This window comes from Frankia sp. CgMI4 (genome assembly GCF_001756285.1).
Lineage (GTDB): Bacteria > Actinomycetota > Actinomycetes > Frankiales > Frankiaceae > Frankia > Frankia casuarinae.
Map to the genome: position 1 here is coordinate 1 of NZ_MAQZ01000113.1, position 19040 is coordinate 19040.

Annotated in this window: 19 protein-coding genes; 15 read left to right on the forward strand and 4 right to left on the reverse strand. The window is 69.2% G+C overall.

From position 1 onward, the window contains the following. Positions 1-272 precede the first annotated feature (272 nt). Together Manayef4_RS18955 and Manayef4_RS18960 are read right to left on the reverse strand one after the other, a co-directional pair. Complete coding sequence (locus Manayef4_RS18955) at positions 273-761, reverse strand: MarR family winged helix-turn-helix transcriptional regulator (RefSeq protein WP_011436639.1); 489 nt, start codon at positions 759-761, stop codon at positions 273-275. 32 nt (positions 762-793) lie between these two features. Continuing rightward, complete coding sequence (locus Manayef4_RS18960) at positions 794-1351, reverse strand: GNAT family N-acetyltransferase (RefSeq protein WP_070132639.1); 558 nt, start codon at positions 1349-1351, stop codon at positions 794-796. 574 nt (positions 1352-1925) lie between these two features. On the opposite strand from Manayef4_RS18960, the gene Manayef4_RS18965 reads away from it, so the two are divergent. Genes Manayef4_RS18965 through Manayef4_RS18985 form a run of 5 tightly spaced genes read left to right on the forward strand, consistent with a single transcriptional unit; the run spans position 1926 to position 5005 of the window. Next, the gene (locus Manayef4_RS18965) at positions 1926-2240 is read left to right on the forward strand and encodes an SHOCT domain-containing protein (protein WP_108913342.1); all 315 of its coding nucleotides are present in this window, start codon (positions 1926-1928) and stop codon (positions 2238-2240) included. A gap of 60 nt (positions 2241-2300) precedes the next feature. Continuing rightward, the gene (locus Manayef4_RS18970) at positions 2301-3056 is read left to right on the forward strand and encodes a PspA/IM30 family protein (protein ID WP_011436642.1); all 756 of its coding nucleotides are present in this window, start codon (positions 2301-2303) and stop codon (positions 3054-3056) included. Continuing rightward, the gene (locus tag Manayef4_RS18975) at positions 3053-3334 is read left to right on the forward strand and encodes a hypothetical protein (RefSeq protein ID WP_011436643.1); all 282 of its coding nucleotides are present in this window, start codon (positions 3053-3055) and stop codon (positions 3332-3334) included. Before Manayef4_RS18970 ends, Manayef4_RS18975 begins: the two co-directional genes overlap by 4 nt. Before the next feature lie 55 nt (positions 3335-3389). Further along, positions 3390-4358 (forward strand): zinc metalloprotease HtpX, encoded by a 969-nt coding sequence (gene htpX, locus Manayef4_RS18980; protein WP_070132641.1) that lies wholly within the window; start codon positions 3390-3392, stop codon positions 4356-4358. A 50-nt stretch (positions 4359-4408) separates the two neighbouring features. Continuing rightward, a complete protein-coding gene (locus Manayef4_RS18985; protein ID WP_070132620.1) occupies positions 4409-5005 on the forward strand; it encodes a hypothetical protein in 597 nt (198 codons plus the stop codon). Between the two features lie 21 nt (positions 5006-5026). Here Manayef4_RS18985 and Manayef4_RS18990 read toward each other — a convergent pair whose 3' ends face one another. Both Manayef4_RS18990 and Manayef4_RS18995 read right to left on the reverse strand, forming a co-directional pair. After that, positions 5027-5953 carry a M56 family metallopeptidase gene (locus Manayef4_RS18990; protein WP_011436646.1) on the reverse strand — a complete coding sequence of 309 codons (927 nt, stop codon included), beginning with the start codon at positions 5951-5953 and terminating at the stop codon, positions 5027-5029. After that, on the reverse strand, positions 5950-6351 hold the full coding sequence (locus Manayef4_RS18995; protein WP_011436647.1) for a BlaI/MecI/CopY family transcriptional regulator: 402 nt from the start codon (positions 6349-6351) through the stop codon (positions 5950-5952). The genes Manayef4_RS18990 and Manayef4_RS18995 overlap by 4 nt, the downstream gene beginning before the upstream one ends. 237 nt (positions 6352-6588) lie before the next feature. Between Manayef4_RS18995 and Manayef4_RS19000 the strand changes: the two genes are divergently transcribed. The 10 genes from Manayef4_RS19000 to Manayef4_RS19045 all read left to right on the forward strand — a co-directional run bounded on the left by Manayef4_RS19000 (position 6589) and on the right by Manayef4_RS19045 (position 18898). After that, entirely contained in the window at positions 6589-7560 is a 972-nt protein-coding gene (locus Manayef4_RS19000) for an ABC transporter ATP-binding protein (RefSeq protein ID WP_070132622.1), read from the forward strand. Beyond that, a complete protein-coding gene (locus Manayef4_RS19005; protein ID WP_011436649.1) occupies positions 7557-8444 on the forward strand; it encodes an ABC transporter permease in 888 nt (295 codons plus the stop codon). The genes Manayef4_RS19000 and Manayef4_RS19005 overlap by 4 nt, the downstream gene beginning before the upstream one ends. 5 nt (positions 8445-8449) lie before the next feature. Further along, positions 8450-8950, forward strand: a complete 501-nt coding sequence (locus tag Manayef4_RS19010) for a hypothetical protein (RefSeq protein WP_023842011.1) — start codon at positions 8450-8452, stop codon at positions 8948-8950. A gap of 300 nt (positions 8951-9250) precedes the next feature. Next, positions 9251-11167 carry a hydantoinase/oxoprolinase family protein gene (locus Manayef4_RS19015; protein WP_070132624.1) on the forward strand — a complete coding sequence of 639 codons (1917 nt, stop codon included), beginning with the start codon at positions 9251-9253 and terminating at the stop codon, positions 11165-11167. A 17-nt stretch (positions 11168-11184) separates the two neighbouring features. Beyond that, a complete protein-coding gene (locus Manayef4_RS19020; RefSeq protein ID WP_349257456.1) occupies positions 11185-11523 on the forward strand; it encodes an acetone carboxylase subunit gamma in 339 nt (112 codons plus the stop codon). A 4-nt stretch (positions 11524-11527) separates the two neighbouring features. Next, entirely contained in the window at positions 11528-13654 is a 2127-nt protein-coding gene (locus tag Manayef4_RS19025) for a hydantoinase/oxoprolinase family protein (protein WP_070132629.1), read from the forward strand. Between the two features lie 29 nt (positions 13655-13683). Next, complete coding sequence (locus Manayef4_RS19030; protein WP_070132631.1) at positions 13684-14751, forward strand: NAD(P)-dependent alcohol dehydrogenase; 1068 nt, start codon at positions 13684-13686, stop codon at positions 14749-14751. A gap of 134 nt (positions 14752-14885) precedes the next feature. Further along, the gene (locus tag Manayef4_RS19035; protein ID WP_070132633.1) at positions 14886-15569 is read left to right on the forward strand and encodes a GPR1/FUN34/YaaH family transporter; all 684 of its coding nucleotides are present in this window, start codon (positions 14886-14888) and stop codon (positions 15567-15569) included. A gap of 205 nt (positions 15570-15774) precedes the next feature. After that, the gene (locus tag Manayef4_RS19040; protein ID WP_070132635.1) at positions 15775-18006 is read left to right on the forward strand and encodes a hydantoinase B/oxoprolinase family protein; all 2232 of its coding nucleotides are present in this window, start codon (positions 15775-15777) and stop codon (positions 18004-18006) included. A gap of 61 nt (positions 18007-18067) precedes the next feature. Further along, on the forward strand, positions 18068-18898 hold the full coding sequence (locus tag Manayef4_RS19045; protein WP_139140148.1) for a hypothetical protein: 831 nt from the start codon (positions 18068-18070) through the stop codon (positions 18896-18898). Positions 18899-19040 lie beyond the last annotated feature (142 nt).

Genomic DNA, 19040 nt, shown 5'->3' on the forward strand with positions numbered 1-19040 from the left:
CAGCCGGTTCCCGGCCACGGCGTCGACTACAGCGCCCGCGTGGACGGCCGCGGTGGCTACGTCCCAATCGGGGAAAACTCTAGCTGGAAGCGTTTACTTGGGGACCCGGCTGCCCTTGTTCTCGTCGCCGTCCTTGCCGCTTGCCGAGCAGTTGCCCTCGTGAGAAACCCAGGTCGCTCTGAATGGCCGGCGTCGCCACGGTCACGACGCTGCCGTCCTGAACGATCATCAGCTGGAAGATGCGGCGGCGGTGGAAGGCGTGGCTCTCGTGGCTACTGAGCCCGCTGGCGGGCCCGCCGGACCGGCTGAGGGCTCTTCGCTGGTCCGGCCAGATGCCCCTCGATCAAGCGGTTCATCGCCCGCAGGAAGACCTCCCGCTCCTTGGTGGGAAGCGCCGCCAACGCCTCCTCATGGACCCGATCGACGATCTCCTGGCTCCGCGCGGCGATCCGCGCGCCCGCCTCGGTGACCGCGATGATCCGAGCCCGCCGGTCCCTGGCGGAGGGCCGACGTTCGGCGAGGCCGGCCTTCTCCAAGGCGTCCACGGTGACCACCATCGTTGTCTTGTCCATGTCGCCGATCTCGGCGAGCTGGATCTGGGTGCGCTCCTCCTCCAGGGCATGCACCAGCACGCAGTGCATGCGTGCGGTGAGACCGATCTCGGCGAGCGCGGCCGCCATCCGGGTCCGCAGGGCATGACTGGCGTGGTCCAGCAGGAACGACAAGTCTGGTCCGGCGCGGGAGGGTGCCATGGCGGTCATGYCCGCAGCCTAACGACTAGGTCCGTCGCGGATTATCCGTAAGCTTGCTGTCGAGTGGTTGGGGTGACCCAGCCGGYCCGGCTGACCGCGTAGACGGCATGGGCCTCGTCGTGGAGGAACTCGCTGCGGACGTATGCCATGCCGAGGCGTTCGGCGACCCGGACAGACGCGGCGTTGGCCGGGACGATGACCGAGACGACCTCGGTGAGGTCGGGGCGCTGGGCGAACACCCAGGTCAGTGCCGCGGTGGCGGCCTCGGTGGCATAGCCGCGCCCCCAGCGGTCCCGGCGCAGGAACCAGACGGCCTCGATGCCCGGCCAGCCGGGTTCGGTCCACAGCCCCGCCTGGCCGACGAGCTGCCCGCTCGCCTTCTCGACAACCGACCACGGACCTACGCCGGTCAGCACCCAGCAGCCCATGCAGCCGGCCAGGGCATGCCAGACGCCGTCCGGGTCGGTCGGCCGGTGGAAGTAGCGGGTGAACTCGGGATCGGACCAGATCTCGGTGTAGCCGGCGACGTCGTCGTTGTGGATGGGCCGCAGGACGAGCCGGTCCGTCGTGAGAAGGGGAATGATCGTGGTCAGACTCATCGTGTCCGGTAGTTTGCCGGAAGCGTGCGGCACGCCGCGAGAAAGGCGGCGACCGTGGGTTGTGAGGCGGACCGTGGGTTGTGAGGCGGACCGTGGGACCCGCGCGCGAGCCACCGGCTGGATAGCCACGGGTCGTGGCTCTGTTCTGTCTGCTGCACGGAGCCTGGCACGACGCCACGTGCTGGGAGCCCCTCGGAGCGCAACTGCGGGCGCGGGGACATCGGGTGGTGGCACCGGATCTGCCGTTGCACAACCCGGCCACGACGTACGAGGAACGCATCCGCCCGGCGCTCGCCGCCCTCGATGTGGCCATCGTGGCCGCCGGACCCGGGGCGCTCGCGGTACGCCTCTGCCCGCGGCCTGTGCCCCGCGGCCCAGTTCGCCCGGGACGGGTCAGACCATCGCCGGTCGTGTGGACGGCGGCGCCAGGGGCATTCCCCCAGCACAGGCCGGTCGTCGGCCAGGTCCGGGACGAACGGCCCTCGTTCCATCGCCCCTCGGAACGAAGGTCGAGGAGCGGCAGGCCGCCAATGATATCGAACCGCCGAGGGTATCGAGATCGAAGGAGATCACGATGATGATCTGGGATGGGCACACCTGGGGCTGGGGCGGCTGGCTGCTGATGTCGTTCAGCATGGTCGTCTTCTGGGGGCTGGTGATCGGGGTACTGGTTGCTCTCCTGCGCGCGGGCCGCGGCGGCGGGCCGGGTACGTCGGCCGAACCGCCCGGAGTGGAACGGCCCGGTACCGAACGGCCCGGYGAGCGGTCGGCCGAGCGGATCCTCGCCGAGCGTTACGCCCGCGGTGAGATCGATGAGGCGGAGTACCACCGCCGCCTGGACGTGTTGCGTGAACGGCCCGGCCCGACGGATCTCACCAGGGCTGGCTGACCGTCGGCTGACCGGCGAGATCGGAGAGGGACCGACGGGATCGGGGGAGGGAAGGCGTCGATGAGCCTGAGCAGGCGGCTGGCGTTGGTGTTCCGGGCCAAGGCCAGCAGGATGTTGGACCGCGCCGAGGATCCGCGTGAGGTTCTCGACTATTCCTACGCTCGGCAGCTCGAGCTGCTGGCGCAGGTCCGCCGCGGGGTCGCGGACGTCGCTACCAGCCGGAAGCGGCTGGAGCTCCAGGTCGAACAGCTACGGGCGGCCGCCGAGCGGCTGTCCGGACAGGCCCGCCAAGCGGTCGCCGCGGGCCGCGACGACCTGGCCAGGGAGGCCCTCGGTCGCCGGGCCGGGGTGGCCGCGCAGTTGGAGGATCTGCGGGAGCAGCATGCGTCGCTGCGAGCGGAGGAGGACCGGTTGACGCTGGCGGCGCGGCGGCTGGCGGCCCAGCTCGAGGCGTTCCGGACCAGGAAGGAGACCGTGAAGGCGACGTACACCGCGGCGGAGGCGCAGACGAAGATCGGCGAGGCGCTGGCGGGGGTCTCCGAGGAGATGGGCGACGTCGGCCTGGCAATCCAGCGGGCCGAGGACAGGACCGAGCAGATGCAGGCCAGGGCCGGCGCGATCGACGAACTACTCGCCTCCGGCGCCTTGGAGACGGCGGCCGGTGGCCCGCGCGGCGACATCCAGGCCGAGCTGGACCGGCTGTCCGCGACCGCCGACATCGATCAGGATCTGGCCGAGATCAAAAGCGCCATGCCCGCGCGGGCGATTGGCGGCCGCCCGCCGGCCGACGCCGCTCGACCGGAGGAGCGGCCGTGATCGTGCGCATTCTGGGTGAGGGCCAGTTCGACCTGCCCGCAACCGACCTGGAGGCCCTCAACGAGCTGGATGACGTGCTGCTGACGGCCGTCGAGGCCGGTGACGAGCCGGCATTCCAGGAAGCCTTGACGAGGCTGCTCGAACGGGTCCGGACCCGCGGCCGCGCGGTGCCGGCGGACCAGCTGGAGCCATCGGAGCTGGTGCTGCCGCGCGCCGACACCGGGCTGGCGGAGGTCCGCGGACTGCTCGGCGACGAAGGCCTGATTCCCGGCTCCTGATTTCTGGCGGCCGAGCCCCGACCGACGAGGTGACGATGGTGAGGTGACGATGGTGATGACGCGTGTGYCGCGGCGGTTCGCCCTGGACCGGGGACTGTCGGCCCGGATGGTGCTGACCGTCTTCCTGCTCGGGTTGGTCTACGTCGCCTTCATCGCCGTCCTGATCGCCGTCGGAGTGTCACCGGTCCTGGTCGTCGCGATCGCCGGCGGGCTGCTCGCCGCCCAGTACTGGTTCTCGGACCGCATCGCGCTGTACGCGACCGGTGGGCGCATCGTCAGCCCGGCGCAGGAGCCGCGGCTGCACGGCGTCGTGGATCGGCTCTGCGCGCTGTCCGACCTACCGAAGCCCGTGGTGGCGGTCGCGGACACCGACCTGCCGAACGCGTTCGCCACCGGCCGGACCCCGAAACGCGCCGTCGTCTGCGTGACGACCGGGCTGCTGCGCAGGCTGGAGGTCGACGAGCTGGAGGGGGTGCTGTCCCACGAGCTGTCCCACGTCGCGCACCGGGACGTGGCCGTCATGACCGTCGCGTCGTTTCTCGGGGTGCTCGCCGGTCTGGTCACCCGATTCGGTCTCTACTCCGGGATGGCCGGCGGCTTCGGCCGGTCCGACGGCGGTGACGGCGGTGACGGCGGTGACGATGACGAGGACAGCGGCGCCCTCGTCGTGCTCGTCGTTGTGGTCGTCTCCGCCGCCGTCTACGCGCTGTCGTTCCTGCTGACCAGGGCGCTGTCGCGGTACCGGGAGCTCGCCGCCGACCGGTCCGGGGCGATCCTCACCGGCCAGCCGGCCGCGCTCGCCGCCGCGCTCACCAAGGTCACCGGCGAGATCTCCCGGATCCCGACCCGCGACCTGCGGGCCGCCGAACCGTTCAACGCCTTCTTCTTCGCTCCCGCGCTGGCGAACGGCGTCAGCCTGTCCTCGTTGTTCTCGACCCATCCGCCGCTGGATGCCCGCCTGGCCCAGCTTGCCCGGCTGGCCGCCCAGTTCGGTGAGCCCGCCCAGTTCGGTGAGCCCGGGTAGTTCGGTGAGCCCGGGTAGTTCGGTGACCCGGGTAGAAAGCAGGCCGGATCATGYGGATCCTCGACGTGCTTCTCGGCCGGACCCGGCCCGTCCCGCCGGACCTCGACCGGCTGTTCACGCTCCCAGCCGCCGCCGTCATCCTGCAGGCCGCCAGCTCATGGCGACCGACCGGGGTCGGAGCGGTCTGTGTCAAACCCGCGTCAGGCGGCGCGTTCACCGGGGTAGCGCAGGAGATCGACCGGCTGCTGAGCATGGACGGCGGCCGGTACGAGCGGCGCACGGACAGCTTCGGGTACAGCTGGCTGCTGCGACGGACCGGCGAGCAGGACCTCGCTGGCCTGGTCACCGACCTGCACGCGGCGAATGCCACGGTGCGCGACGCCGGCTTCGGCCCGGCACTGCTGTGCACCGTCGTCGGGTTCACCGACGGCAGCAGGCCGATGGGGCTGATCTACCTCTACAAACGCGGCACCTGGTACCCGTTCGTGCCGGCCGGTGACCAGCGTCGGGACAATCCGGCCGAGCTGGAGGTACGGGAGATGCTGGCGGGTGAGCTCCCGATCGAACCGGACCTGTCCCGTTGGTTTCCCCTGTGGGGAGCGCCCGGCATCGACGCGCCGGGTCGCGACCCCGACACGCACGGGTGACCTCGTCGGCTTTTCGTCCGGTCAGGATCGGTGCGCATAGGCTGCCTGCGCGTGTTCAAAGCGGTGCTCGGTGGTGTGGGCGGTGTCGGCGGCGGCGGCGGCCGTGGCCAGGACGAGCGCGGCGAGGGCAACGGCCAGGGCGGGGCGTGGTTTGGGAGGCGGGTCCAGCAGCGCCCGCGCCCGGTGGGTGAGGTCGGTGTGCACGGCGCCGAGTGCCGAGGTCGGAGTGGTCGGCATGCCGGTGCGGGCGAGGCCGGCGCGGGCCAAGGCCCGGGCGACCACAGCGCGATCTTCGGTGACAGCGGCGGCGTCTTCGTCGGCCCAGCGTTCGACGGCGAGGCGCACGGCGGCGGCGGGTGTCCGCAGCAGCGGGTTGGCGGCGGCGGCGAGGTCGGCGAGCTGGGTGTAGGCGTGGTGGCGGTGATGCAGGTGGGAGCGTTCATGGGCGAGTAGCACGCGGCGTTCGTCGGCGGGCAGCGCGCGCAGCATGGCGGTGGACACCACGATCCGGCCGGTCAGTCCGGGCAGCGTGTAGGCGTCGGGGTGGTCGTCCTCGACGATGACGAGGCCGGTAGGCGACGGTCCGAGCCGCCGGCAGGTGAGTTCCGCGGCGGCGAGGTCCTGGCCGAGGGCGGCGGCGCGCCGGGCGGCGGCGGCGAGCAGCCCGACGACGACGGCGGCCGGCACCAGCCCGGCCGCGGCGGGTAGCGGGTCGTGGCCGCGGATCATGGTGGCCGACCAGTGCCCGACCGCGGTGAGCAGGGGCAGCTGGGCGAGCAGGGTGAAGGCGGCGACGGCCAGGACGAATCCGGTGGCCAACGCGGTGACCAGACAGGCCAGGGTCAGCAGCCGGGTGGCGGCGGCGGGCGGCAACCGCCGGCCGAGCCAGCCGCCGCTGACGGCCAGCAGCAGGTTCGTGGCCAACGGGATCAGCGCGACGGCCGTCATAGCCCCTGCCCGCCGTCCGTCTCTGACCGCGGGTGGTGGCTGGCGAGGATGTCGGCGAGGAGTTGTTCGTCTTCGGGACGCAGATCCGCGACGAAGCGGGCCAGGGCTTCAGCCCGGTTGGCGCCAGCGCCGAGCAGGCGGGTCATCTGGCGGGCGGTGAGTGCGGCGTCGAGGGTTTCCGGTTCGGCGGCCAGCGTGTAGGCGTAGGAGCGGCCGGCGGGCTGCCGGGTGAGTGCGCCCTTGTCGTGCAGCCGGGCCAGCGTGGTCATCACGGTGGTGTAGGCCAGCGGCTCGCCGAGTTCGGCGAGCGTCTCGGTCGGGGTGAGCGGCCGGCCGGCCGCCGCGATCGCGGCGAGCACCTCTCGTTCGAGCGCTCCCGGCTCCCGCCGCTTCGCCATCCGTTGCCCTCCTCGCGGCTGTCGCTCGCGGCTGTCGCTTGCGACCACTCACTACTATCGCGTTGATAGTACGAACGGTCGAGTGGTACAGGCCTGCCCTGGCCCGCTGCCGACCATCCGCGTAGCGGGCCTCTCGGTGGCACTGGATCGGTCTCCACCCGGCCCGGCCCTTGCCGCCTGCCGCGCACCCGCGCGTCTACTATTCATCGAGTAGTAGATATCTTGAGGGAGGGACGTATGGCGGCTGGCGTACCGGCGGTGGAGGCCACCGGCCTGGTGAAACGCTTCGGCGGTCTCACTGCGGTGGATCATGTTGATCTGCGGGTGGACGTCGGGGAGGTCTACGGCATCCTCGGCCCGAACGGTGCCGGGAAGACGACGTTCCTGCGGATGCTGTTCGGGTTGATCCGCCCGGACGCCGGGGTGTTGCGGCTGTTCGGTCGCAGTTGGGCCCAGGCCGGYCCGGCGACATTGGACGGGGTCGCGGGGTTCATCGAGAGCCCCCGTTTCTATCCATATCTGTCCGGCCGGAGGAACCTGGAGCTGCTGGCCGGACTCGACGGCGGTGACGCCGACAGCCGGATCGACAGGGTCCTCGACCTGGTGGATCTTGCCGACCGGGCCGGGGACAAGGTCGGCGGCTACTCGTTCGGGATGCGTCAACGGCTCGGGGTGGCCGCCTCGCTGCTACGCGACCCGCGGCTGCTGGTGCTGGACGAGYCGGCCAACGGCCTGGACCCGGCCGGTATCCGCGACATGCGGGCCCTGGTCAAACGGCTCGCCGCGGGTGGRCTGACCGTGCTGCTCAGCAGCCACAACATGAACGAGGTCGAGGAGATCTGCGACAACGTCACGATCATGCGCACCGGCCGGGTGGTCTACCACGGCTCGATCGGCCAGCTGCGGGCCCAGGCGCCGGACCCGTCCCACCGGCTGGCGACCAGCGACGACGACCGGGCGCTGGAGCTGGCCGCCGACCATCCCGGCGTAGCCGTGTCGACTCACCCGGACGGCGGGCTGGCGCTGACTGCCCAGCCCGCGGCCGCGGACGCCTACATCATCGCTCTCGGCCGGGACGGTGTGGCCGTACGGACCCTCGGACTGGAGATCGCGCCACTGGAGTCGCTGTTCTTCATGTTCACCGAACCCGACCGGACCGCCGCCGACCTGCCAACCCAGCAGCACGCCCGCCTCGGAGCGACCCGGTGACCACGACAAGCACAGCCTCCGCGACGACCACCACGCCCCCGGCGACGGTCGGGGCACGTCCGGCCGGCCGCGGCCGGGTGACGAGCGCCTACCGGTGGGAGGTCACCAAGCTTGCCGCCCAGGCCCGCACCCGCGCGACGCTCGCCGTCTGCCTGCTCGCCCCGTGCGTGTTCGTCGTGCTGCTCGACCGCCAGGACCGTGTCCCGAAGGACACCCTGTACGGCCGGTGGGTGCACGCCAGCGGCTTCGCGACCCCGCTGCTCATCCTCGGCTTCGCCGCCCAATGGGTGTTCCCGCTGCTGACCAGCCTGGTGGCCGGGGACATCTTCGCCAGCGAGGACCAGCACGGCACCTGGAAGACGATCCTGACCCGCTCGCACAGCCGCACCCAGATCTTCTGGGCCAAGACGTTGGCCGCGGCGACGTTCGCGGTCCTTGTCCTCGCCGTTCTGGCGGCCAGCTGCCTGGCCGCCGGCGTCCTGCTCGTCGGTCACCAGCCGCTGGAAAGCCTCTCGGGCACCCTGCTGCCGCCCGGCCGGACCGCCGGGCTGGTGCTGGCCGCGTGGGCGACCGCGCTGCTGCCGCTACTCGGCTTCACCGCCCTCGGGATCATGCTGTCGGTGCTCACCCGCAGCAGCCCCGCCGGGATCGTCGGCCCGATCATCCTCGGGCTGCTCATGCAGCTCTACTCGTTCCTCAACGGCGCCGACGCGATCCGCCACCTGCTGCTGGTCACCCCGTTCGACGCCTGGCACGGCCTGCTGGCGGCGCACCCGTACTACGGGCCCCTGGGTCAGGGTGCGCTGGTCAGCGTCGGCTACATCGCGATCTGCCTGGCGGTCGCCTACACGGCGCTGCGTCGGCGMGACATCACCGGAGGCTGACCCCGATGCGACGACCCGCCCTCGTCCGACCTGCCCTCGTCCGACTGACCCGGGCGACGTCCGCCGTCAGCGCCGCGACCGCCCTGGCCGTCGCCCTGGCCGTCGCCCTGGCCGTCGCCCTGGCCGGTTGTGCCACCGACGTCACCCGGCCCCGCGTCGAAAACTCCCTCGGTCCCGTCTTCGCCAACCTCTACACCCACCAGCAGGCCCTGCTCGGTCACCCCGGCCTTACCCCGGCCGCCGTCGCCGCCAAGGCCAGTTGCGACAAAGGCGGCCCCCAGGTACCGGACCGGGGCGCCGGCAGCGACTGGATCTGCCAGCTCCGCTGGACCGACAGCGCCGGAAAGCCCCAGAACGGCAAGTTCGAGCTCCAGGTCCGCTCCAACGGCTGTTACCAGGCCGGCGGCCCATCTAAGCTTGTCGGTCCGCTAACCATCAAGGCCACCACGGGCACCTATGTGATCAACCCGGTGTTCGAGTTCGACGGCTGCTTCGACACCACCTGAATCGCGGGGCGTGGGGAGGCCCGGCCGGCACGGCCATCCCGGTGAGCGGGGCCGGCCGGCCCCGCGTCCCGCCCTCGGGCGCGAACCGATCAACCAGGAGAATAGCCCTTGGACGTAACCTATGGTATTCGTGAAACTACTAGATAGGACTACTGGCGAGGTTGGGCGTGGCTCTGGGCCAACAGCATTGCGTTTAACCACCCGATTTCTATCTCCCAGCCACCCCTAGGAGTGGTGCAACCACCCTTCGCTGGCTGCAAAGTTGTGACCCACTTCACGCAACGATGCAGCGGAGGGCCGATGGGAATCCTGGTCAATATCGACAACGGTGGCACGTTCACCGATGTGTGCGTGACGGACGGTGAGCGCATCGTGCATGCGAAGACGCCGACGACCCCGCACGATTTAACGCAGTGTTTCGTCGACGGGCTGCGGACAGCGTCCGACCGGCTGTATGGCGAGGAGGACACCGCTCGTCTGTTGCGCGAGACGGAGTACCTGCGCTATTCGACGACGTCGGGTACGAACGCCGTGGTCGAGCGGAAGGGCGCACCGGTCGCCCTGCTGGTCGACAGCGGTGCGGAGGAGGACGTCTACGGCATTGCGAACCTGGTCGACGCCTCGCTGTGGCAGGCGCTGGTGCCGCATTCTCCGGTCGGGATCACGGTGGGCGCCGACGGGTCGGTGGGCTTGGCGGAGTTCACGACGGCAATCAACGAACTGTTGGCGACGAGTACCTCGCGGATCGTGATCGCGCTGCGGAGCGCGGYGGCGGAGCGGGCGATCAAGAATCTGTTGTTGGAGCGGTACCCGCGGCATCTGCTGGGCGCGGTTCCGTTCACCCTGTCGCATGAGCTTGTGCACGACGTCGACGACGCGCGGCGGGTGYTGACCGCGGTGCTGAACTCCTACCTGCACCCGGGGATGGAGCACTTCCTCTACGGCGCGGAGAAGGCGTGCCGGGAGAACGGGCTGCCTCGCCCGCTGCTGATCTTCCGGAATGACGGGGACTCGGCCCGGGTGGCCAAGACCACGGCGTTGAAGACGTGGGGTTCCGGGCCGCGGGGTGGGCTGGAGGGCAGCGTCGCCTACGCCTCGCTCTACGGCGCGGACGTGCTGGTCGGGGTGGACGTGGGTGGCACCACGACCGACGTGTCGGTCGTGGTGGACAAGGCCCTGACGGTGCACGCGCACGGCCGGGTCGATTCGGCGCAGACCTCGCTGCCGATTCCGGACCTGAGCAGTATCGGGCTGGGTGGCAGTTCGGTGGTCCAGGTCGTCAACGGTCAGATTCAGATCGGTCCGCGCAGTGTGGGTGCCGCGCCCGGCCCGGCGTCTTTCGGCCGTGGTGGCACCGATGCGACGGTGACCGATGCCCTGCTGCTTGCCGGGGTGTTGGACCCGGACAACTATCTGGGTGGGGATCTGAAGTTGGACCCGGCCCGGGCGGAGCGGGCGTTGCTGACCCATGTCGGGGAGCCCCTGTCGTTGTCGGCGCAGGCCGCGGCGCTCGCGGTGTTGCGGGTGTTCGAGGAGCAGGCGGGGGCCGCGGTCAAGGAGATGATCTCCGCGGCGGGTCGTGAGCCGGGTGAGGCCACGCTGCTGGCCTTCGGTGGCGCCGGTCCGGTGCTTGCCTCGGGGATCGCGCGGGCGGCGGGGATCGCACGGGTGATCGTGCCGCATCTGTCGGCGGTGTTCAGCGCGTTCGGTATCGGTTTCAGCGGGTTGGCACACGAATACAGCGTGCCGATGCCGGGCGTCGACGTCGAGGTGAAGGCGGCCCGCGACGATCTGTTGACCCGCGCGCGGCGTGACATGTTCGGTGAAGGCGTGTCCATCGACGAATGCACTGTCGAGACCCGCGGCCGATTCATCGTCGACGGCGTGTTGCGGGACGAGACGTGGACCGACGGGTCGTCTCCCGGGCAGGCCGATCAGCTGGTGGTGCGGGCCTGGTATCCGCTGCCGACCTTCGAGCTGGTGGCCGACGAACACGGCACGGTCCAGCCGGCGGCCGCGGACGGATCGCGTCGTATCCATTTCGCTGACGGTAACGAGCAGGAGATTGCGGTCTACCGTCCGGAGAATCTGGAGCCGGGGCAGGGGGCCGCGGGGCCGGCGCTGGTCGCGGGTGACTATCTGACCTGTCTGATCGAGCCCGGGTGGGGGTTCCGGGTGAGCAGCAACTCTGACCTGATCCTGGAGGCCCAGCAGTGAGTGAGCAGCAGTCCACCGTGAACATCACCGAGTATCTCGCKATTAATCTGGCGACCGAGCGATGGACCTGCCGGGTGTGCGGGCATGACATCGCGAACGCCCGCGAGAACTACAAGACCGGGCTGCTGGTCCACAACCGTGACCCGCGGGAGATTCACCGGCCGATCCTGGACGAGAGCTACGAGTTCACCTACGCCCCCGACCCGGYCTGGTGCCGGATCGTCGAGTTCTACTGCCCRGGTTGCGGGACGCAGGTGGAGAACGAGTACCTGCCGCCTGGTCATCCGCTGACGCACGACCTCGAACTCGATATCGACGCGTTGAAGCGTCGCCACCTCAGCGCTGTGGAGGGCTAGGGACATGCGGCAGGTAAGTGTTGACATCGGTGGCACGTTCACCGACTGCTTTCTTGTTTACGACGACACCTACATCGAGGYGAAGTCGCTGACCACGCACCACAACCTCGCCTCCGGCTTCATGGATGCCCTGGCAAAGGCCAGTGCCCAGGCGGACCTGGATGTGCAGACGGTGCTCTCGACCGTCGACGCGGTGCGTTACGCCACGACCCTCGGGACGAACGCGCTCATCGAACGCAGCGGTCCGGCGGTCGGCATCCTCACCACCGCCGGTTTCGAATCGACCGTGCCGTTGATGCGGGCCCGTGGCTACGGCGACGGGCTGACCGAGGCCCAGCAGTCCGACCTGCCCGCCGCGGACCGGCYGGTGTCGCTGGTGCCGGTGACCCGGATCGCCGGCGTGCAGGAACGCGTCGACTACGGYGGCACGGCGGTGCTGTCCATCGACGAGGACGACGTGCGCCGCCAGGTGCGCAAGCTGGTGGACGAGGGCGCGCAGGCGTTCGTGGTCGCGCTGGTCAACGCGGTGATCAACCCGGCCCACGAGAAGGAAGTCGAGCGGATCATCCTCGACGAGTACCCCACGCACATGCTGGGGGCGATCCCGATCGTGCTGTCGCACCGGGTGACCGGCCGCAAGGGTGAGTACGCCCGGACCATGTCGGCGGTCATCGACGCCTACCTGCACAGCCAGATGTACCACGGGCTGGCGTCGCTGGAGATCGAGCTGCGCCGCAACGGCTACACCAAGCCGATGCTGCTGGTGCACAACACCAGCGGCATGGCCCAGCTGAACTCGACCTCCTCGCTGCAGACCATCCACTCCGGGCCGGTCGCCGGGCTGGAGGCCACCAACTACCTGTCGAAGACCTACCACCAGCCCAACATCATCGCCACCGACATGGGCGGCACCAGCTTCGACATCGGCCTGGTCACCTCCGACGGGGTGAAGTTCTACGACTTCAACCCGGTCATCGACCGCTGGCTCGTCTCCACCCCGATGACCTACCTGCACACCCTCGGCGCCGGCGGTGGCTCCATCGCCCGCTACGACCGCCTGTGGGAGGCCATCGAGGTCGGCCCGGAAAGCGCCGGTTCCGACCCGGGCCCGGCCTGCTACGGCCGGGGCGGGCGGTTCCCGACCACCACGGACGCGAACCTGGTGCTGGGCTACCTCGACGCGGACAACTACGCCGGTGGCACGATCAAGCTCAGCCTGCGCCGGGCGCAGCGGRCCATCGAGGAGCACATCTGCAAGCCCACCGGACTGAGCCTGATCGAGGCGGCGAAGGCGATCAAGCGCAAGGTGGACAGCAACATGGCCAACGCGATCTTCAAGGAGGTCGCGGTCAAGGGCTATAACCCGAAGAACTTCGTCGCGCTTAGCTACGGCGGCGGTGGTCCGCTGCAMGCCTGCGGATACGCCAACACGCTGGGCATCCAGAATGTGCTGATCCCGCCGTTCAGCTCGGTGTTCTCCGCGCTGGGCGCCGGCAATATGAACCAGCTGCACATTCATGAGTACTCGCTGTACCTGATGGTCTACGACGCCACCACCCGCAGGATGTTGGACGACTTCCAGGTCTTCAACGACACGGTGACGGAACTTGCCGCGAAGGGCCGCGACGACCTCCTCCGCCAGGGCGCCGACCCCGCCAACATCCGCTCGCGGGTGGAGCTGGACATGCGCTACGGCAACCAGCTCGCCCAGATCGGGGTGGTGTCGCCGTTCGAGCGGCTCACCTCACACCGCGACGTGATCGAGCTGCTGGACCTGTTCAGCAGCATCTACGCCAAGCGGTACGGCGAAGGCAGCCAGGCGCCCGAGGCCGGTGTGCGCATCAACGTCATCCGCGTGGTCAGCTACGTCGAACGCGACAAGTTCGACCTGCAGCCCACCCAGGCCGAGCCGCGCCCCGCGTCGAACCCCGCCCGGTGGCGGGAATGCCACTACCCGGGCATCGACGGCGCGGTCAAGACTGCCGTCTACGACTTCGCCGACCTCGAAGAAGGCCACGTCATCGAGGGCCCCGCCCTGATCGAAACCCCGAGCACGACCTACCTCGCCGAACCCGGATGGCAGCTGACCATCGGCCGTACCGGCTCCGCGGTGCTCGTTCGGACCATCTGAGCGAGACGTGGGAAGCGAGGTTGGTAACCATGCCAGCCACCATGCAGGCACTGGCGTTTCTCGGCATCGGCAAGGCCGGCGTCATCGAGAAGCCCATACCGAAGCCAGGGCCAACTGACGCGATCGTACGGACAACATCGGCGCTTATCTGCACCTCCGATGTGCACACCGTCCGGGGCGCCATTCCCGTTCCCGAAGGCCGCGCTCTCGGGCACGAGGCGGTCGGTGTCGTCCACGACCTGGGCGCCGCGGTCACTGGATTCGAGGCCGGTGAGCGGGTAGCGGTCGGGGCGCTTACGCCGTGCTTTCACTGCGGCCCCTGCCAGCGGGGTTTCAGTACCCAGTGCCAGGGAATGCTCGGTGGGTACAAATTCACCACGCAGCGCGATGGCAACATGGCGGAGTACTTTCTCGTCAACAATGCGGCCGCCAACCTCGCTCGCATTCCGGCCGACCTGCCCGACGAGAAAGYCGTCTACGCGACCGACATGCTCTCCACCGGGTTCGGTGGCGCGGAGAACGCGCAGCTGCGGCTCGGTGAGTCCGTCGCGATCTTCGCTCAGGGGCCGGTAGGGTTATCCGCCACCATCGGCTGCCGGCTGCTCGGCGCCGGACTGATCATCGCCGTGGAAGGACGGCCCGAACGGCAGGAGCTGGCACGTCGATTCGGCGCGGACGTGGTCGTCGACCCCGCCGCTGGTGATGTGGTGAACCAGATCCTCGATCTCACCGGCGGCGTCGGCGTGGACGGCGCGATCGAGGCGCTCGGTCATCCGCAGACCTTCGAGGACTGCATCCGGGTGACCAAACCCGGTGGCCGGATATCGAATATCGGGTATCACGGTGAGAACCCGGCACCGCTGCAGATCCCGTTGGAACCGTTCGGCCTGGGTATGTCGGACAAGAAGATCCTGACGTCGCTCTGCCCAGGCGGAAGCGATCGGCTCGAGCGAATCTTCACCCTCATGCGTTCCGGCCGGGTGGATCCTACGCCGATGACGACCCATGAGTTCGGGTTCGACGAGATCGAACGTGCCTTCAGCATGATGGAAACCAAGGAGGACGGCGTCATCAAACCCCTCATCCGTTTCGCATAACCAGTAAAACCAGGAGGGCTGGGCGCTGCCCGGCGGTTCCGCCGCGGCCCGCCCGGCCCTCCGCCGCCCGTACCCGCAGCATGCCCGGCAGGCCGCCCGGTAGGCGGGCTGCCCGTTCAGGAGGTTTCATCCCGATGACCACCAGCACCGGCAGCGCCACCGTTTCCAGTCCCCAACAGCCATTACTGAACGAGAGCGAGGCCTTACCCGTCTCGTTACCCGCTCCGCCGCCCCTCAGCCCGCTGCGCGGCAACCCGGCCGTGTTCGGCCTCCCCACCGTCATCGCCGGGGCTTTCGGCCTCGGGCTGGTCGACACCGGCTGGCTTCCRCCCGCCGCGGCCGGCGCGGCACTGCCGATCATCCTGACCTCCGCCGCCGTCGGTCTCCTGGTCGCCGCGATCTGGGCGGCGGCGCTCGGGCAGAACCCCCTGGCCAGCCTGTTCGCGGTGTTCTTCGGGTTCTACGGCAGCTACGCCGCGTTTGGCCTCGGCCTCGGCCACAACTGGTACAACATCCCCGCCACCCAGATCACCAGAACCACCGAGCTGTGGCYGATCAGCTGGCTGGTCACCCTCGTCCTGGTCACCGTGGCCACCCTGCGCCTGCCCAGCAGTTTCACCCTGCTGCTCGGGTTCGCGGACGGCGCGCTGCTGCTGCTACTGCTCGGCACCATCAACACCAGCACCGCCCTCACCCACGCCGGCGGCTACCTGGTGTTCGGCTTCACCGCGGTAGCGGCCTACCTCTACCTCGCCGTCATGTCCGCCGAGACCGGCGGGAAGGGTCTGCCGCTCGGCAAGCCGGTCATCTCCGGATAACATGCTGCGATCCGATGGTCGTAGCTGGCCGGCTAGCGCGTATTGATGGAAAGTTCTTGTACTGAGCCGAACACGCCGTCAGGCTGATGGGAATCAGCAGGGTCGGCGTCATCAACCCCCTCGTCCGTTTCGCGTGGCCTGTGTCGGGCCTGGGAAGCCGCTCGCCCTCGCCCGCCAGGCACGTCTTAGCAGAAGGTGTAGATTCATGAGCCAGCCCGACCACGCTGACGGCAAGTCAGTCGTCGAGAAGTTCCTCGAAGAAAACGTCCTGTTCCTCGGGCCCGACCCCGAGATCATGCAAAGCCACCATCTCGCCCCGGAGTCGCCCCGCGAAACGGAGGCGCTCGCGCGGTTCACCGATCCCGAGCAGATCAACCTGGTGCGGCACAAGCTGCAGACCGCGTGTAACGAGTCCTTCGACATGGTCGAGCAGATGGGCGCGGCGCCCGGCGCGAAGTGGGGCGACCTGATCTCCGGGGTGTGGACGGCCTCGGGTGACCTCGCCCTGTCCAGCATGGGTGGTGTGCTGCTGTTCTCGGTGCTCACGCAGCACCCGGTCAAGTTCATTGTCAAGTACTGGGTGGATGAGCCGACGGTCGGGGTCCGTGAGGGCGATGTCTTCATGCACAACGACGCCCGCTACGGCAACGTCCACAACACCGACCAGAGCATCCTCATCCCGGTCTTCCACGAGGGGCAGCTGATCTGCTTCGCCGGCGCGGTCTGCCACGAGGGGGAGAACGGCGCCACCGAACCCGGCGGTATGCCCTCGGCGGCGGAGTCCCCGTTCGACGAGGGATTGAAGATTTCGCCGATCAAGGTCGGTGAGAACTACACGTTCCGCCGTGACCTCATGACCTTCCTGCAGAACTCGGTGCGCGAGCCGAAGCTGCAGCTGGAGGGCATGAAGGCCAAGCTGTACGCGGCGATGCGGACAAGGGACCGGATCCACGACACCATCGCCGAGTACGGTGTCGACGCGGTCGTCGCCACGTTGCGGCGCACCCTGACCGACACCGCCGACGAGGTCCGCCGCCGGCTGAGGTCGTGGCCGGAGGGCACCGTGCGGCAGAACGTCTTCGCGGACGGGACGCTGCGGGAGAACTGCCTGGTCAAGATCAGACTGGCGATGACCAAGAAGGACGACGAGCTGATCCTGGATTTCCGGGGCTCGTCGCCGGAATTCCTGAACCGGGCCAACAACACGATCCTCTCGTCGATGAAGGGCATGCTGGCCCAGGAGTTCCTGACCTTCGTGTGGCCGGACCTGCCGCGAAACCAGGCGGTGTTCGAGCCGATGACTGTTCTCACCGACCCGCGGTCGGCGCTGAACYGTTCGCCGGAGGCGCCGAACGCGCAGAGCATGATGACGTTCTTCCCCTCCTTCAYCGCGGCCCAGCTGGCGACGCCGAAGCTCCTCTACAGCGCGGGTGAACGCTCTACGGACGTCATCGCCGGCTGGTTCAACATGATCGTCACGTTCATCTACGGTGGTGTCACCCAGCACGGCGAGCTGGTGGGCAACGTGTGCGCCGACCTCAACGGCATGGGCGGGGCCGCGCGGTCCAACCGGGACGGCGAGCACGCGGTCGCCCCGATCTTCGCGCCCATGGCCGACATCGGGGAGCAGGAACTCATCGAGGAAGAAGTCCCGATTCTCAAGATCGTGCCGAACAGGGTAATGCGGGACAACCAGGGCTTCGGCAAGTTCCGCGGCGGCCAGGGCTACCAGCAGATCGCCACCGTCAAGGACAGCGCCATGTGGGGCTTCATGGCGTGCAGCATCGGCTCGAAGTTCCCCAGCTCRCACGGCATCTTCGGCGGCTACGGCCCCGGCACCTACCCGCTGTGCAAGATCAAGAATGTCGACATCTTCAAGGTGATGGACAACCAGCGMGAACTGCTGCGCTACACCGTCGAGGAACTGATGAACGAGCGTCCGTTCCCGGACGCGACCTACTCGACGCATCACATGGGCATGCAGTTCGAGCTCGCCGAGCGCGGCGAGCTGTACATGCTCACCCAGGGCACCGGCGGTGGCTACGGGGACGTGCTCGAACGCGATCCCGAGCTGGTGGCTTCCGACTACCGCGACGKCCTGGTGTCCATGGACACCGTCCGCGACATCTACCACGTGGTGCTCAACCCCGACACCGCCGTGCTGGACGCCGAGGGCACCACGGCGGCCCGGGAGGCCGAGCGGGCGGCTCGGCTGCGGCGGGGCAAGCCGTATGCGGAGTTCGTCAAGGAATGGGAGACCGAGACGCCTCCGGCCGACGTGCMGTTCTTCGGCTCCTGGGGCGACCCGCGGGTGCTGTTCCGCGGCACTCCGCAGGACACCTGCCCCGCGGACGCGATCGTGCCGGTGATGATGCCCGACCCGAAGGACGTGCGGATCGCGCAGCTGGAGGCCAAGCTGGCGGAGCTGCAGGACTGACGGTGCAGGGCTGACGGCGCGGGCCTGATGCTGCGGGACTGATGAGGACGGCGGGAGAACGATGAACGCTGTGGACGACTGGATCCACGCCAGGCGCGACACCCTGACCTGGCTGGACTGCGACCGGTACGTGTGGAGGGTCTTCGCCGGCGCCCCCGAGCGCTGGTATGACGACCCGGCCACGCTGGTCGCGGCGAGTGYACAGGCACACCGGTTACTGCGGTCCGATGTGTACGGTGTCAACGTTTCAGGTCCGTTCTCCCGCCACCTCGTCGGCGATAGCGAGGCCGCTGCCGTCTGTGCGGCGTTGGAGCTGCCGGCGCCGCGCCGCGTGCTGGCCGACACTCTCGACGCGCTGCTGCACCAGTTCGGCGATCGTGTCGACCTGGTGCTGGACTGCCCGTCACCGCGCAGGCTGCTCGCGTCCGGTGCGGGGATCGACTTCGACGCGCTCGACGACGTCGCGACCGGCCTGCTGGAGGTGATCCGCTCGGTGGCGGACCGGCCGGTCCGGGGGCTGCAGATCACCTGTGACACGGCGGGCGGGCCGGATGAGGACGAGACCGACGCCTGGTCCAGTCTGCTGGCCGCGGCCGGGCACTACGGCTGGATCACCGCGGTCCGACTGAACGGCGTGACCGACCCCGACCAGCTCGACCCCAAGCTGCCCGGTGACCTGCTGCTCCTGCCGCACCTGCCAGCCGGCGTCCTGCCCGATGATCGGCGCTACGGCGGGGGACTGCCAGCRGAGGTGTGGAGCGACACGAGCGAGGCCGCCCGGCTGCTCGACGCCGCCRCCAAGCGTGGGTTCCGGTTCGGTGAGATCCCCACCGAGGCCTCCCCGGAAATCGTGCTGACCAGGCTCACCGCCCTGGCCGCGGGCACGCACTGAAGGGATCCGACGTGGACGACGTGGAGATCGTGGGCTGGGGTCATACCCCGTTTGGCCGTCTGCCCGAGGAGACTCTGGAGTCGCTGATCGTTGCCGCCGCGCGGGAGGCGATCGCGTCGGCGGGTCTGCGCCCGCGGGAGAT